At 50.1% G+C, this 15811-nt stretch carries 12 protein-coding genes; 4 read left to right on the forward strand and 8 right to left on the reverse strand.

Translation table 11 applies throughout. From position 1 onward, the window contains the following. Positions 1 to 187: 187 nt before the first annotated feature. Together ACQUQM_RS02530 and csiR are read right to left on the reverse strand one after the other, a co-directional pair. Entirely contained in the window at positions 188 to 2086 is a 1899-nt protein-coding gene (locus ACQUQM_RS02530) for a PhoX family protein (RefSeq protein ID WP_432472907.1), read from the reverse strand. A gap of 328 nt (positions 2087 to 2414) precedes the next feature. After that, positions 2415 to 3122 (reverse strand): DNA-binding transcriptional regulator CsiR, encoded by a 708-nt coding sequence (gene csiR / locus ACQUQM_RS02535; RefSeq protein WP_432472908.1) that lies wholly within the window; start codon positions 3120 to 3122, stop codon positions 2415 to 2417. A 317-nt stretch (positions 3123 to 3439) separates the two neighbouring features. Between csiR and glaH the strand changes: the two genes are divergently transcribed. Next, on the forward strand, positions 3440 to 4390 hold the full coding sequence (glaH, locus tag ACQUQM_RS02540) for a glutarate dioxygenase GlaH (protein ID WP_432472909.1): 951 nt from the start codon (positions 3440 to 3442) through the stop codon (positions 4388 to 4390). A gap of 125 nt (positions 4391 to 4515) precedes the next feature. Continuing rightward, complete coding sequence (gene lhgO, locus ACQUQM_RS02545; protein ID WP_432472910.1) at positions 4516 to 5736, forward strand: L-2-hydroxyglutarate oxidase; 1221 nt, start codon at positions 4516 to 4518, stop codon at positions 5734 to 5736. 211 nt (positions 5737 to 5947) lie between these two features. On the opposite strand, the gene ACQUQM_RS02550 is transcribed toward lhgO, so the two are convergent. After that, a complete protein-coding gene (locus ACQUQM_RS02550) occupies positions 5948 to 6691 on the reverse strand; it encodes a 3'-5' exonuclease (protein ID WP_432472911.1) in 744 nt (247 codons plus the stop codon). Positions 6692 to 6693: 2 nt separating this feature from the next. Next, positions 6694 to 8586, reverse strand: a complete 1893-nt coding sequence (locus ACQUQM_RS02555; RefSeq protein WP_432474789.1) for a DUF294 nucleotidyltransferase-like domain-containing protein — start codon at positions 8584 to 8586, stop codon at positions 6694 to 6696. A 233-nt stretch (positions 8587 to 8819) separates the two neighbouring features. On the opposite strand from ACQUQM_RS02555, the gene ACQUQM_RS02560 reads away from it, so the two are divergent. Together ACQUQM_RS02560 and ACQUQM_RS02565 are read left to right on the forward strand one after the other, a co-directional pair. Continuing rightward, positions 8820 to 10067, forward strand: coding sequence for a L,D-transpeptidase family protein (locus ACQUQM_RS02560; protein ID WP_432472912.1), 1248 nt, complete (start codon positions 8820 to 8822; stop codon positions 10065 to 10067). Positions 10068 to 10193: 126 nt separating this feature from the next. Beyond that, positions 10194 to 10757 (forward strand): DUF882 domain-containing protein, encoded by a 564-nt coding sequence (locus tag ACQUQM_RS02565; RefSeq protein ID WP_432472913.1) that lies wholly within the window; start codon positions 10194 to 10196, stop codon positions 10755 to 10757. A gap of 217 nt (positions 10758 to 10974) precedes the next feature. Here the strand turns inward: ACQUQM_RS02565 and purU are convergent, their stop codons facing one another. From purU to ACQUQM_RS02585, 4 genes are all read right to left on the reverse strand, one after another. Next, positions 10975 to 11832 (reverse strand): formyltetrahydrofolate deformylase, encoded by an 858-nt coding sequence (purU, locus tag ACQUQM_RS02570; protein WP_432472914.1) that lies wholly within the window; start codon positions 11830 to 11832, stop codon positions 10975 to 10977. A 141-nt stretch (positions 11833 to 11973) separates the two neighbouring features. Continuing rightward, positions 11974 to 12285 (reverse strand): hypothetical protein, encoded by a 312-nt coding sequence (locus tag ACQUQM_RS02575; RefSeq protein ID WP_432472915.1) that lies wholly within the window; start codon positions 12283 to 12285, stop codon positions 11974 to 11976. A gap of 95 nt (positions 12286 to 12380) precedes the next feature. Further along, positions 12381 to 15101 carry a cation-transporting P-type ATPase gene (locus ACQUQM_RS02580; protein WP_432472916.1) on the reverse strand — a complete coding sequence of 907 codons (2721 nt, stop codon included), beginning with the start codon at positions 15099 to 15101 and terminating at the stop codon, positions 12381 to 12383. Between the two features lie 186 nt (positions 15102 to 15287). Continuing rightward, positions 15288 to 15653 carry an STAS/SEC14 domain-containing protein gene (locus ACQUQM_RS02585; protein WP_432472917.1) on the reverse strand — a complete coding sequence of 122 codons (366 nt, stop codon included), beginning with the start codon at positions 15651 to 15653 and terminating at the stop codon, positions 15288 to 15290. Between the last annotated feature and the right edge of the window lie 158 nt (positions 15654 to 15811).

A 15811-nucleotide genomic window follows, 5' to 3' on the forward strand; every position in this document is an offset into this window, starting at 1 on the left:
GGGTGGCGATTGTTGTGAATCTGAATTTGTGTTTGATAAATATCAAGGATATTGATTTTAATTTATGATTTGCGGTGTGTTTTGTTTGAATTTTATAGTTTTGAAAGCAAAAAAAAACGCTCGTGATAGTGTTAATCAGAGCGGTTTTCTTCTTAATTTAATGCTTCAGTTAAAAATGCTGTTCGATTCAGGCGCCGATGATACCGCCATCTTCACGCTGGATAACCATGATGGTCGAACGAGGTTTGCTGTTACCACCTGCCGGGAAGTGAGAAGGCATATCCTTTTCCCCCGGATGTTGTACGCCAACAAACATAGTGCGTTGATCCGGACTGAAGGCCAGACCGGTCAGCTCACAGGCGATAGGGCCGGTACAGAACCTGCGTATTTCGCCGGTATCCGGATCAGCGGCCAGAACCTGATTATTTCCCATGCCGGAAAAATCACCCTTATTGGAGTATTTGCCATCGGTCATGATCCAGAGGCGACCATCATTATCGAAGCCAAGGCCGTCGGGGCTGTTAAACATGTTTTCATCATTGATGTTGGCAGAACCGGCGTAGAAGTCTTTATGCACTGTCGGGTTGCCAGCAACCAGAAACAGGTCCCACTTGAAAGTAGATGAAGTGTTATCAGCATTATTTTCTTTCCAGCGTACGATCTGACCGTAATTATTTGCCGTACGTGGGTTAGGACCGCCAACAGGCTGGTTGACCCTCTTACCACGGTTCTTGTTGTTGGTCAGAGTGCAGCAGACTGTCTTGGTTTGTGGATGTACCGCAACCCACTCAGGACGGTCCATGGTAGTTGCACCAACAACAGTTGCCGCTTCACGGGCGAAGATCATTACCTCTGCCTGGCTGTTGAAACCGTTATCTTTAGTCAGGCCGTTCTTGCCAAAGGTAAGTTCTATCCACTCACCGCTGCCTTTAACGTCGCCGTCTTCAGCATTGAAGCGGGCAACGAACAGGGTGCCCTCTTCGAGCAGGTTGCGGTTAGCCTGCTTGTCGGATGGGTTGTACTTGTACCTGGATACGAACTTGTAGATATGCTCGCCGCGCTCGTCGTCGCCCAGATAAACCACAACGTGGCCGTTGTCAGCGATAACTACAGCAGCGTTTTCATGCTTAAAACGACCCAGAGCAGTTCGCTTAAGCGGAGTAGAAGTTGGATCCATTGGATCGATCTCTACCACCCAGCCATGACGGTTAGGCTCGTTTGGTTCTTTTGTCACATCGAAACGATTATCAAACCTGTACCACTGGTACTTGCTGTCATCCTTGATGCCGTACCGCTTCTGGTGCTTATCCTGTTCAGCGCCTGGTTTAGCAAAGTAGCCGTTGAAGTTCTCTTCGCAGGTCAGGTAGGTGCCCCATGGGGTTTCGCCGTTTGCACAGTTGTTGAAGGTACCCAGTACTTTCTTACCGGAAGTATCTGCACTGGTCTTTAGCAGGTCGTGACCTGCAGCAGGACCGGTCAGCAGCATTTCGGTGTTGGCGGTAATGCGACGGTTGTAGTCAGATTCTGTACTGTATTCCCAGCCATCAGCAGTCCGTTTGATTTCGAAAACAGAAACACCGTGGGCTGCCTGGGCTTTCTTCACATCGTCGGCAGTCATCGCCTTTCCTTTGTGATCGAACAGCAGCTTGTAGTTGGTGTATTCATTGTTTGCTGCCAGTAGCGCGCGGTCTTCAGACAGCGGAAAGAAACTCATACCGTCGGTATTATCACCGAATTGGCCTGCCTGAGCAGAACTAGGCTGCTTACCGCTTTCATCGAAAGCCGGCGCACCGCGCAGGATTGGATCACCCCAGGATATCAGCGGACGGGCAACATAGCCTTCAGGTACCACAAAGGTATCTGCAGTGCTGGTAGCGATTTTGCTGAAACCCAGCAATTTGCTTTTAGGCTGGGTGGTAGCAGCTACCGTCTGCGCCACCGGGTTAGCGGCCAGAAACAGACCCATAGCAGAGGCTCCGCCTTGCATAAAGCGGCGGCGACTAAGGCCTGTATCGATAATTTTACTGAAATCGGAGTCCTGTTCCTGATTCATAGTGGAATCGGCCTGTAGTTGATCTTTGTTCATTTTATTCCCTTTCAAGCTCGCTAGTGAATACAGCATAGATAAAGCCAGCTTAGGCGAGGGAAATGACAAAAGGATTACAAGCAAAGCGAAGCTTTGCTTGTCAGACCGCTGCTGCGCAGCTAGCTAGAACGAAAGACAAGTCTTTCTCGCTAGAACGTCGCTGCGCGACTTGCTAGTAGCTAGAAAAAGCCTTGCGGTCTTTTTAAACAGCTAAGTGAAAACGTGCTTTGTAAGGAAGGATTGTTCTTTTGCTTTTGTTTTTTCTAGCCACTAGCAGGAAGGCTTGCCTTCCGTTCTAGCAAGTCGCGAAGCGACGTTCTGGTCCTATCTAGCCACTGTTCTTTTGATCTAACAGCTTTGGGTTTTCATCTAACGCCTTACTCGGACTCAGCAGGTGCTGTTCGATGATCGCTTTGGCCTGCTTGCTATCGCGGCTCATCAGGGCCTCAATCAGAGCGTCATGTTCTTGCTGGTTGGTATCAAAAACGCTGCTATCGGCCATATTCTTTTTTAGCCACAGATTGCGGTATCGGGATGCCTTTTCGTATAGGGAGCGGCGGACATGGAGCAGGGCGGGCGACTGGCAACCGACAGCGATTGCGGTATGGAATGCCTGATGACGGCGTTCCCACTCTTGTGGATCTTTATCGACCTGGGCGCCAAACTTTCTCATCTTGTGGGCGGCGGCTATGATACCGGCTTCCCATTCATCATCACCGCGTTCGATTGCCAGACCGACGCAGAGCGATTCGATCTGGGCTCTTGTCTGATAGATATCCAGCATCTCTTCGCGGGATATTGGATGAACTTTAAAGCCGCGCTGATTCTCAACCACCACTAATTGCTCAATTAACAGCTGCGAAAGGGCCTCCCGCAACGGGCTGACGCCGAGCTGATAGCGCTCCTTGAGCCGGGTCATTTTAAGCTTTTCACCGGGTTTGAAGAATCCCGTAAGAATATCCTGCTTAAGCTGACCTACCACTTTCAGGGCAGAGTTATCTTTGCTGGCGCGTTTCAGAGAGCTGCTTTCAGTCATAGTGGTAACAGGCTAAATCCATGTTTTTAATGTGCTTTATATTCAAATCAAAATTCTGCTTCGCACTTATTCTATGTCAGCGACATTAAATAGTTAAGAAAGAAATTTATAGTTAGTGTTGACGTTGGTTAAAAATGTCGACATTATTGCTTCCCGTCGATGTTGTATTTGATCACCATCAAGATTCAACGATAAGAATTGAAAGGGCTCCTGTTATATCTGCATGAATCTGTAAGTAGTACCTGCACCTTCTGCTTACACCAGATCAACAGAGATCCTGCTAAACAAAACGAAAACAGTTTTGGAGAGATGAAGAAATGACTGCTCTATTGCGTGAAGTTGAAAGCACCCAGCCGCAAGGTTTTTCTGTAGCCCCGTTCGCGGCGAATAAGCGTCTTCAGGTCGTTACCCTGAGCGCAGACACTACCGCTGCATTTGATCAGGCGATGACTGAGTGGCCGGTACAGGCGCTGGAATATAAGCCGTTCCTGCGCTATGCCGTTGCTGACAAACTGGACGCAATTACCGGATATACCCTGGGTAAATTCCTGAACGCGACGATGCAGGACCGTGATACTGCTGCGTTCCTGCTGCAATATGAAGGTCAGCCTGATATCGAAGCTGGTGAGCTGCGTACAGAGTTTGAGATCAAACTGTCTACGGCGATCTCCCATATTATCGGTATGCCTAACCATGATGCGATGTACGGTAAGTACTATGCTCGCTTCACCGTTCTGAACGATGACAACTCTGACAGCTACCTGCGTCAGGCACACCGTCGTATGGAACTGCACAACGATGGCACTTATGTTGATGAGCGTACTGATTTCGTGCTGATGCAGAAGCTGGGCGAAGCAAATATGGAAGGCGGCGAATCATTGTTGCTGCATCTGGATGACTGGGCTGAGCTGGATAAGTTCTACCGTCACCCGATGGCGAAGCAGGATATTGTTTGGGGCGCTCCTAAGTCGAAGAACGTTGAGACTAAGATCGAACACCCGATCTTCTTCGAAGAAGATAAGAATGGTAAGCCGCACATGCTGTTTATCGATCAGTTTGCTGAGCCGCAGAACATGGCTGAAGGCCTGTATCTTTATGAGATGGGTGATTCCATTGAAGCGGATGAGAACTTCTTCCGTGTCCGTCTGCCTGTTGGCTCTATGCTGGTTGTACAGAACCATTGCTGGTTACACGGTCGCGACAAATTTGTTTCTCACCCGGAACTGAGCCGTGAACTGCTGCGTCAGCGTGGCCACTTCACCAAGTAATACAGTGTTGTTAAAAGAAGCTATAAGCAAATATAAGCACTGATATACTACGGCGGACCGGTTTTATCGGTACCGCCGTTTTTGCTGATTAAAGTTCTGAATATTTTGAAGTTGGGTGAAATGAGATGACATACGATTACATTATCATCGGTGGCGGTATCGTCGGCATGTCGACGGGTTGGCAGTTGCAGCAACGCTTCCCTGAAGCAAAAATTTTGCTGCTGGAAAAAGAATCCGTTTACTCTAAGCATCAGACCGGCCATAACAGCGGTGTAATCCATGCAGGCGTTTACTACGCTCCGGGCAGCCTGAAAGCGCAATTCTGTAAAGCAGGGGTCGCTGCAACGATGGAATTCTGCGATCAGAATGATGTGCCATACGATCAGTGTGGTAAATTGCTGGTGGCGACCAATGCGCTTGAGGTCGAGCGTATGCAGGCGTTGTACACCCGCTGTAACGATAATGGTATCGACGTTGAGCTGCTGGATGCTGAACAGCTTAAGCAACGCGAACCGAACATCGTTGGTGAAGGCGCAATGCTGGTTAAAGACACGGCGATTGTTAATTACCAGCAAGTGACGACTAAGATGGCGGAGCGCTTTGTAGAGATGGGCGGCGATGCCCGCCTGAATCATAAGGTGGTAGGTCTGACTGAGTCATCTGAGCGAGTTACCGTTGAGGCGATGCACAACGGTGATAAAGTGGTTTTTCAGGGTAAATACCTGATTACCTGTTCCGGCCTGATGGCAGACCGTACAACCAAAATGCTGGGTATCCCGACCGATTTTCAGATTATTCCGTTCCGTGGCGAGTATTATCAGCTACCCGCTAAGTACAATAATATTGTTAATCATCTGATCTACCCGATTCCAGATCCTGACTTGCCATTCCTGGGTGTGCACCTGACCCGGATGATCGACGGTACAGTGACTGTAGGACCGAATGCGGTGCAGGGCTGGAAACGTGAAGGCTACGGTAAGATCAACATCAGCCCGCGGGATATCTGGGATATGGTGACCTTCGGCGGTTTCTGGAAAGTCCTCAGAGCGCATATCAAAACCGGTATCGTGGAAACCAAGAATTCATTGTGGAAGCCGGGTTACCTGAAACTGGTACAGAAGTACTGTCCGCAGCTTAAAGTATCAGATCTGCAAACCTATCCGGCCGGTATCCGCGCCCAGGCGGTAATGAACGATGGCTCGCTGGTACACGACTTCCTGTTTGCCGAAAGCCCGCGTTCTCTGCACGTATGTAACGCACCTTCGCCTGCCGCAACTTCAGCGATTCCGATCGGAGAATATATCTGCGAAAAAGTTATCGCGGCTTCGCCGGCGAAAAGTAGCTAGACGTATCGCAAGCGATACTTGCTAGAAAAAGCTAAAACCGCCCCAGGCGGTTTTTTTGTGTCTGGGTTGTAACAGTTAATTGCTTTAGAAGGGGTTCCGCTTTTTCTAGCCACTAGCAGGAAGGCTTGCCTTTCGTTCTAGCTAGCGGCGCAGCCGCGATCTAGCTAGCAGCACTTGTGCTGCGGTCTGGTTATAGGCCGCCCGAGGCGGCCTATAACCATATCTCCGATATAGGGGTGTCCGGAGCGTATTGGTTAGCAATCTGGGCCTGTAGTAACTCTGCTGTTGCGACGGCATCGGTCAGGGCGTGATGTTGTGAGTAGTGGGGCAGGTTGTAGCGTAGCCGGCTATCGGCGAGACGGATCGAGGTGGGGCGGCGTCCCATCAGCCTGGACCAGAAAATTGAGCCTCCGGTGCGGTGTCGGCGCGCTTCCAGCTCCATGGTATCGACCACTGGAAATAGAATGCCTTCGTTGATTCTGGCTTTAAGGGCTTCGTTGAGAAAACTTCGCTCAATATAGCGGTAATGGACGACAACGATACATCCGGCGAGGGCTTCAAGCAGCTGCTCCATAATCCGCTTGAGGTCTGGTGCATCGGAGATATCAGAGTGAGTGATGCCATGAATAACCACGGACTCTTCAGCCAGTGCCTGGCGTGGATTGACGATCCAGTGCCGGGCGTCGCGACAGCGCACTCTATGAATATCGAAAGGCACCAGTCCGACACTGACAATATCGTCTTTGCGCGGGTTCAGGCCTGTAGTCTCAAAGTCCAGGGCAACAAAAGGTACTTCAGAAAGTGGTGTGTCAGGATTCACTGCGCCGCTTTCATAAAAAAAACGTAACCGTTCGTCGTTACAGGTCAGCGACAGTTCTCTGAAACGGGCTGCCCAGTCGATGGCTTCAGGTGGCTTTGGTTTAGCTTGCTTAGATTTAGACAGGAAGGAAACCATCGTTAAGTCCCCCTGTTTGCCGGATAGCGGAATTTAAGGAAACGTTGACTGTTACTGAGTACCTGAAATGCTTCCTTCAGATTACGGCGCTCGAAATCGGTCAGGTTGTCCGGCTCGATATTGTTATCAGGTTCCTGCCCGGCGGCGATATCCAGTGCCTGATGGCGGATCCGGACCATGGAAATAAATTCCAGCGCATCGCGCAGATCGGATTCACGGCCTTTGGGCAGGATGTCAGCCTTTATGATGTCGTCCAGTCGCTCGAAAGAATTTTGCGCACGTGAGCCTACCGCCAACGCATGGACCCGGAGCAGATCTGACAGTGGTGCTGTGCCCCGGCGCTTCAGATTGATTGAGTTTTTATGCTGACCGTCCTTTTCCATCACGAAACCTTTAAAGAAGCCCAGTGGCGGTGTCCGGTTGAGTGCGTTGCGCGCCATATTAGCCAGAAATCCGGGGCTGCGGCGGGCTTTGCGAACCACAAAAGTATTGAGCTGCTTGGCCCAGTCGGTTTTGCCACAGACGCCATCCAGATCAAAAAATATTGAACAATTGAGCAGGGCTTCCGGGTCGGGGTTCTCTATCCAGTCGGTAAAGGTTGCTTCCCATTCGCGACGGGTTTTACGCCAGCGTGGGTTGGTTGCCATAATCTTACCGGTACAGTAAGTGTAACCGCATGCAGCCAGGCCATCGCTGAGGAAGGCCGACAATTCTTCAAAATATTCGGCGTGGTGGTTATGGTCATATCTATTGTCCAGAATCAGGGCGTTATCCTGATCAGAGACGATCAGTTGTTCATCCCGTGCCATCGAACCCAGTGCCAGCAGGCAATAGGGTACTGGCGGCGGGCCGAGTTTTTCTTCCGCCAGCTCCATCAGGCGTTGCTTAAAGCTGCGGCCGATCACCGACATAGCACTTCCGATCATATGCGAGTTAGCATCATCGTTGACCATCCGCACAAAGCAGGACTTAACTTCCAGAGATAACTGTCGAAGTTCTTCTACGCTCTGCTGGCGCAGTATTGTGCTCACCATATACAAGCTACTTTGCGATTCGTAGCGCACGATATCTGAGATACCTATTACTCCGACCGGAACTTTATTATCGAGAATCGGAAGATGGTGCAGGTTGTAGCGCAGCATGGTCAGCATCGCTTCAAAGGCGTAAGCGTCATCATCCAGAGTGGTCGGGTTTGCGGTCATTACGTCGGCTACCGGAGCGTCCAGTGACAGAGCGGTTGCCACAACACGGGTACGCAGATCGCGGTCGGTAAGAATACCCACGACCTGCTGTTCCGGGTCGTTGTCATCTAACAGAGAACTGTCAACGTTATCCATTATCAGAAGTGAGGATATCGCTTCTTCGGTCATTTTGATTGCTGCTTCATGGATAGTCGCGTTACTACTGATAATGACTGGTTGGCGTGAAATCAACGCGGTAACTTTCGATATCATCAGTTCATTTGCATCTTTACTGCTGGAAACCGCTTCTTTAAGCCGGTTGTGGTCATCCAGTTCAACAAAGAAGGCAAACTCTTCAAACTGATCACAGAGTTCTGTAAATACGCTTTCAGGGATGAAATAGATCAGCGAGTCTTCTAACGCTTTGGAGGGCAGGCGCATTGTGTTGTTCATCAACAGGCCCATCTGGCCAAACAGGTCGCCTTCGCTGAGACGGTTGTAGAGCTCGCCGTTACGGCGGTAGATTTCAACTGCACCGCTGCGAATCATGCCCAGGTCGTGGATCGGATCACCAAACCTGAAGATATCGGTATCGCTGCGGTAGTAGCTGATCTCTACTTGTGTTGCAACGTAGTTAACCGTCTCTTCAGGCAGGGTATTAAAGGGCGGGTATTGTTTCAGGAAACCGGCTATTTCAATCTGTTCTGCGTGCATGGCTCTGGCTTTATTATCGATGCTGTGGCCTCTGATCATATCAGGCCCTTGAATCGGGTTTGTCACTTACAGCGGCATGAAATCGACAATAAACGACCTGAAAATGCACATTATCAATATTTCAGACGGAATGCGTTTTGTTTTTGTTTTTGTTTTTGCTTTTTGTGCTTTTTCTGACTGTACTTAGCTATGCCGTTGTCGGACTGATAGCCCGGTAGCAGCGGGGAGTAGTAATGGCTGTGTTACGTTTTTTATCGTTTTTGCTTGTTTTTATTCTACCGCTTGTAGGGGGGGGAGAAGCTGCGGAACAGAAAAAATCTGCTCAACCAGCAACTCCGGATCTGATAGTAGCCGTTATTAAGGAGCCGGTATTCAGCGATATCGATGCTGCAATACTGTTTTATCAGCAGCTGGCAAGCTATGGTGTCTGGCCGCAGATTAAGAAGGGCCCCCTGCTCAGAACAGGGAATCGGCATACGCAGGTTTCGCTACTGCGGCGGCAATTGACGTCGCTGGGTTATTTGGGGCTGAACCTGTCAGTGGAGGCTGACCCCGAGTTGTTTGATAGCGCATTGCATCAGGCATTGATTGGGTTTCAGCGAAGTCACGGCGTTAAAGCTGATGGTATTGTGGGACCTGTAAGCAGGGGGCTGCTTAATATCACTCCCAGACAGCGTTTAGATCAGTTACTAGTTAACCGGGTGCGACAGCAGAATCTCGAGGTGACCACTCTGGGGCGATATATCCAGGTTAATATTCCGGAATTCCGGCTGCGGGTATATCAGCAGGGCGAGTTGCTATTGCAGATGAAAACCATTGTTGGTCGTAAAAAAAGGCAAACTCCGGTGTTTAACACTGAGATTCAGGCACTGGTTCTGAACCCCTCCTGGAGTGTGCCTAAGAGCATTGCCTATAAAGATATTATTCCCCGGTGGCTTAAAGATCCCGGTTTCGCCGGACGGTTAAACTTGCAGGTTGTCAGCGGTAAAGGTGACAACCGGGTAGTGATGCCGGCATCGGCCGCTGATCCTGCGTTGATGTATAAAGGCCGTGAATATCCGCATTTCTGGGAACCTCCGGGAGAAGCTAATACCCTGGGCCGTATTAAATTTATGTCTCGTAGCCGTTACGCCATCTATCTGCACGATACGTCTGCACGGTATCTTTTCAGTCATGAAAAAAGGGCCTTCAGTTCTGGCTGTATCCGTGTGGAGAGGGCCAGGACTTTGGCTGATCTGCTGTTACAGTTGGATCAGCCGGATCAATTATTTGAACTGGATGAGAAGCTGGCGTCGCTGGAAACGGGAGAGGTCTATCTGCAGCAGCCAGTCCCGGTATATATCACTTACTGGACCGCTTGGGTCGATGACTATGGCGCCCTGAATTTCCGTGATGATCTGTATAAAAAAGACCTTCATGATCTGCTTGCACTACGCGTGTCAGATAAAAACGAGGACTTCAATTCGCCGCGGGTTGATTAAATTCTGTACAGATGTTGTCGGTTAGTTCATACTTGATCGCTGAATTTTTTGATTGAGTTACGTTGTAAACTGATAATGCTGAAGTCTCCACATTCCCGAAGATCTTTTCTCCGGCAGATGGGCGGTATGACCGCTGGAATCGCCGTATCCTCTACTGCACTGGCGCAAGTTGCCAAACCGCAGCCACCGTCTAATCCACCCTCCGGTTTAGCCATCAGGCTGAATAACCGTGTAGAACAACAGGATAAAACACTGGCTTTTCACAATCTTCACACCGGTGAAAAGCTGCAAACAACGTTTTTTACTGATGGTCAGTTTCTGCCGGAAAGTCTGAAGGAAATTAATCATTTACTGCGTGATCACCGCAACAATCAGGTAGGTGCGATGAATCCGGCGCTGATGATGCTGCTACATAACCTTCAGAGTAAATTAGATGGCAAGCAGCCTTTTCATATTATTTCCGGTTATCGTTCAGCGGAAACCAACGCCATGCTTAGCAAACGTAGCAAAAAAGTTGCTAAGAAGAGCCTGCACATGCTGGGTAAAGCGATCGATATCCGGTTGCCGGGAACCGATATTAAACATCTGCACCGGGCGGCCCTGTCGCTGCAGGGTGGTGGAGTAGGGCTTTATACCCGAAGCGACTTTGTACACCTCGATGTTGGCCGCTTCCGGCAATGGGGTAGTTAAGACCGCCTGATAAGCCGCTAGAACGTAGCGCAAGCGCAAGCGCAAGCGCAAATGCTAGTGGCTAGAAAAGTCAAAAGCAAAATCATAAAAACCGCCTGTTGGCGGTTTTTTTATTCCCGCGGAGCGGGGTGTTTTTTCTAGCCACTAGCGAGTCGAACTTGTTCGACGTTCTAGCTAGCGGCGCAGCCGCGATCTAGCAACTGTTTTCCCCCGGCGGTCAGTCTGCAAAAACGACAGTACGATTACCGTTCAGGAATATTCGCTTCTGCACATGGTAGCGAACCGCTTTGGTTAATGTGGCGCTTTCTATATCGCGGCCTTTGGCGACCAGATCGTCGGGGTAGTAGCTGTGATCGACCGGTTCGATGCCCTGGGCGATGATGGGCCCCTCATCGAGATCGTCGTTTATATAGTGGGCAGTGGCACCGACAGTTTTTACGCCTTTTGAGTATGCCTGGTGATAGGGTTTGGCTCCTTTAAAGCCTGGTAGCAGCGAGTGGTGAATATTGATCGCCCAACCTTCCAGTTTTTGGCACATCTGCGACGACAGCACCTGCATATAGCGAGCTAATACCACCAGTTCAGCACCAGACTGTTCAATGATCTGCCATACCTGGGCTTCTTGCTCTGCTTTGGTATCGGGGGTAATAGGCAGGTGGTGATAGGGTATGTTATACCAGCTTGCGAGGGCGGCGAGATCCGGATGGTTGGATACTATAGCCGGAATCTCAATCGGCAACTGGCCAATCTTATACTGATACAGAAGATCATTAAGACAGTGATCGAACTTCGATACCATAATCACTACTTTGGGTTTGTAATCGGCCGGACGAAGGTCCCATCGCATTGAAAATTTTTCGGCCCGCTCGGCGAATTGCTGCAGAAAATCATCCTCGTCAAAATCCTGCTCTGCTCGGAAGCAGGCCCGGATAAAGAAGCTGTGGCTATGGCTGTCATCGAATGAGTGCAGCTCAGTAACGTAGTTATTGTTCTGGTAGAGCAAACCGGTAACCGCATCGATAGTACCTAACTGGCTGGGACATTGTGCGGTAAGAATCCAGTGACGTTGAGCCATAACAAACCTCGTGTTGGAAACAGAAGAGACAGTGTTGTTAAGTGTAGGAAAGATATGTGAAAAGAGTGCGGGGAAAGCATAAAAAAACCGCTCAGAGAGCGGTTTTATTATGTTTTATTTTATCAGTCTTTATTCGAGTACTTATTCAAAGACAACCCGCAGTGGCTCACCAAAATCATCGTAAATGACTTTCTTACGGTTTCTAGCTGGTTTCACCGCCGGTGCTGGTTTCTTTGTGCTGCGCCGGGAATCGATCGTCGCCATAACAGTATTCAGGGGAGTGCGTTCCTGGCGTTGCGGATTAAAAGTGAAGCCTGCATTACGATAGGAACCATTTACCAGACCGGTTTCTCCGCTTTCCACTTCGCACACTTCGCCACCCTTATTGAGGAACGCCTGTGTTTGCTGTTCCAGCTCGCGTCGAATGTCTGCTTTGGTATGGCGTTTAATCATAACCGGCCCTGTTGGTGTTTATTTAACCACCTATTATGCACTATCTGCTCTCATAAGCCAAAAAGAGCCGGATCGCAGATCCTACCGGCCTGTGTTCAGATGCTGTTATCTGGTTTTTGGGGGGCGTGAATCAAGCGTTTCTCCAGCTCCACCAGCAGGAATAAGATTACTCCGAGCATCAAGATCCTGAGCCAGGCGGTGCCTGAAATCGCAGCGGTATGAAAGAATTGTTGCATCAGTGGCAGGTAAGTAAACAGAAACTGAAACAGCATCACCATCGCAATAGCATAGAGCACATATCGGTTGCCAGTTAAGCCACTACGGTTGAGTACCGGTGCCGTCAGATAACGGGCATTAAACAGATAGAATACTTCAAGAACAACCAGGGTATTCACCGCGATAGTACGAGCTGTTTCTATATCTGTACCTCGATTAAGCTCCCAAAGGAACAGGCCAAAGGTGCCGCTTACCATCAGTAATGAGACGAATATTATGCGCCATACCATAAAGCTGGAAAGGATCGGGCTGCGGGTGTTTCGGGGATGGCGGTGCATTACATCCGGTTCAGTTGGCTCCAGGGTAAGTGCCAGCGCCAGGGTAACGGCGGTGATCATATTAACCCATAGAATCTGGGTTGGAGTAACCGGTAGTACCGTACCGAATGCGATTGCAGCCATCACAGTCAGCGCCTGACCACCATTGGTTGGCAGGATAAAACGGATAGACTTACCAATGTTATCAAATACGGTACGACCTTCTTCAACAGCATAGGCGATGGATGCGAAGTTATCGTCGGCCAGTACCATCTGAGACGCTTCCTTGGCTGCTTCTGTTCCTTTAACGCCCATAGCGATACCGACACCTGCACGTTTCAAAGACGGAGCATCATTAACCCCGTCACCGGTCATCGCAACAACATGCTGTTTCTTCTGCAGGGCTTCAATGATGCGAAGTTTATGTTCCGGGCTGGCCCGGGCAAACACATCAACAGAACCGACCGCTTTCTCTAGCTGGCTATCATTCATCTGTTCCAGCTCAACTCCGGTGAGTGCGTTCGGGCTGTCGGTAATCCCCATCTGAATAGCAATAGCGCTGGCAGTTGCGACGTGATCTCCGGTGATCATTTTGACATTGATACCCGCCTGGTGACAGCGCTTGACGGCGCTGATAGCCTCGTCTCTTGGTGGGTCAATGATACCCACCACGCCAAGTAGAATCAGGCTTTGATCAACCTCATTAAAATGGAGGATACGATGGTCTTCATTGACCGGCAGCATCGCAATGGCCAGGGTGCGTTTTCCCTGTGCGGCGATCAGTTCCTGTTGTTTGACCCAGAACTGGCTATCCAGGGGGGCTTTCTCTCCGTCGCAGAGTTGTCGGTTACAGCGCGGCAGGATCGCTTCAATAGCGCCTTTTATGTAGATCATGCCATTGCCGATATGATCGTGGTGCAGGGTCGCCATGAAGCGATGTTCTGATTCAAATGGGATCAGATCATCCCGGGGCATTTCTAACAATAGTTCTTTGAGCTCTAGTCCTGCCTTGGCGCCTAGCACAAGCAGAGCTCCTTCAGTAGGATCTCCCTGAATTTGCCAGCCGTCGTCACGATTTGTCAGGGAGGCGTCGTTACAAAGGATACAGGCCTTACAAAGCTGCAACAGCTCGGGTTGGCTCTGGGGTGAAATGTCTTTACCGCCGCAACTGAAAGAACCGTGGGGGTTATAACCCACGCCGCTGATGTTGGCGGCAAAGCCGAAAGTCGCTACGGTTGTTACGGTCATTTCGTTGCGGGTCAGGGTACCGGTTTTATCTGAGCAGATAACGGATACTGAGCCCAGGGTCTCAACAGCGGGCAGGCGTCGGATAATTGCCCGGCGGTTGGCCATTTTTTGTACGCCGATGGCAAGGGCAATGGTTATGACTGCAGGCAGCCCCTCTGGAATAGCAGCAACGGCAAGGCCAACAGCCGCGAGAAATATATCACTAAGGTTGTAATCCCTTACCCAGTAGCCAAACATCATAGTCACAAGCGCGATAAGGAGAATAGCTGCTGTCAGCCAGCGGGCGAAGGCATCCAGTTGCCGGGTCAGTGGTGTGGTGAGGGTCTCTACCCGGGCCAGCATAGTACTGATCTGGCCAATTTCAGTCAGGCTTCCGGTAGCAATGACAATACCCGTGCCCTGACCGTAGGTTACCAGGGTGCCGGAAAAAGCCAGGTTAGTGCGGTCGCCAAGGGTTGAATCTGCTGCCACCGGGTTTGTTTGCTTACGTACCGGGACCGATTCTCCTGTCAGCAGGGCCTCTTCAATACTCAGCTCTTTTAGCTTGAACATGTGCAGGTCTGCGGGTACCCGATCGCCCGACTGGATAAATACTGTATCGCCGGGGACCAGCTGTTCCGCGGGAATCAACTGGCGGTGTCCATCACGAATAACCAGTGCTTGCTGAGATAACAAATTGCGTACTGCGTCGATCGCTTTTTCGGCCTTACCTTCCTGCATAAAGCCGACCAGGGCATTGATCAGCACCACAGCAACGATAACTCCGGAGTCGACGTTGTGGCCAAGAATCGCTGTGACTATTGCGGCAATTATCAGGACGTAGATAAGTACATTATGAAACTGGATCAGGAGGCGTTTCAGCCAGTTGCGTCGGGGCGGTTCAGGCAGTTGATTCGGGCCATATCGATTCCGGCGATCTGTCACGTCGTTCTGTGTCAGCCCATCGGGGCCGCTGTTGAGTTGCAGGCAGACCTGGTGATGATCCAGCGTATGCCAATGCGGCCGATTGGTTAAGCTGTCATTCGGGGTATCCATCGCGATATTATCTTTACAAAGCTATAGGTAAGGATAGTCAAACTGGAGGGTTTTACCGGGGAAAGCCGAATCTTTGCGTTGTTTTCGATGGTTCAGGCGAAAACCGTTTTCAACGGGAGAAAGGGGAGCAGCTGTTATCTGCATAACAGCTGTCAGATTGCGCTTAATATGCGGGTAAGGCTGCTATCAGGCGCCATCAATCCAGTGCAGAGCTTGTAAAAACTGGCTGTCTGAGAAATGTTTAGCTTCGCCACTGGTAAACAACTCAGCGGTTTTCAGCGCCCAGTCCAGCCAGTCATTACCGCCAACGACGGCGATGCGAATAAAGTCCTTGCTGTGCTGAATACCGAATTTGGCATCCTGCCACAGCGCGCCGGCTTCCCAGCCGGTAAAGCCATGGTCTAGGTAGAGCAGGCATCGTACGGCACCGTGGGCGGCGATTTTCTCTGCCATCAGAGGGGCAAAAGTATCCTGATAATCACTGGCGGTGAGTGTGCCGGTAGCCTGGACCACGATGATATCGCCAGCGGTTTCGGGAAGAACGTAGAGCATAAGATTTCCATTAAGGGTAACTGATAGCGGGTAGTGTATAACTGCAACCGGTTTAACAAAAGCACCGTTTACGGGAGCTATTGAGATTTTGTTCAGCCAGCTTAAATCATAATTGATTGTGAGTGTCGGCAGTTTCGCGGGGTGGTTTACGTTAAGGG

The sequence above is a fragment of the Amphritea sp. HPY genome, from assembly GCF_050870985.1.
Taxonomy (GTDB): Bacteria; Pseudomonadota; Gammaproteobacteria; order Pseudomonadales; family Balneatricaceae; genus Amphritea.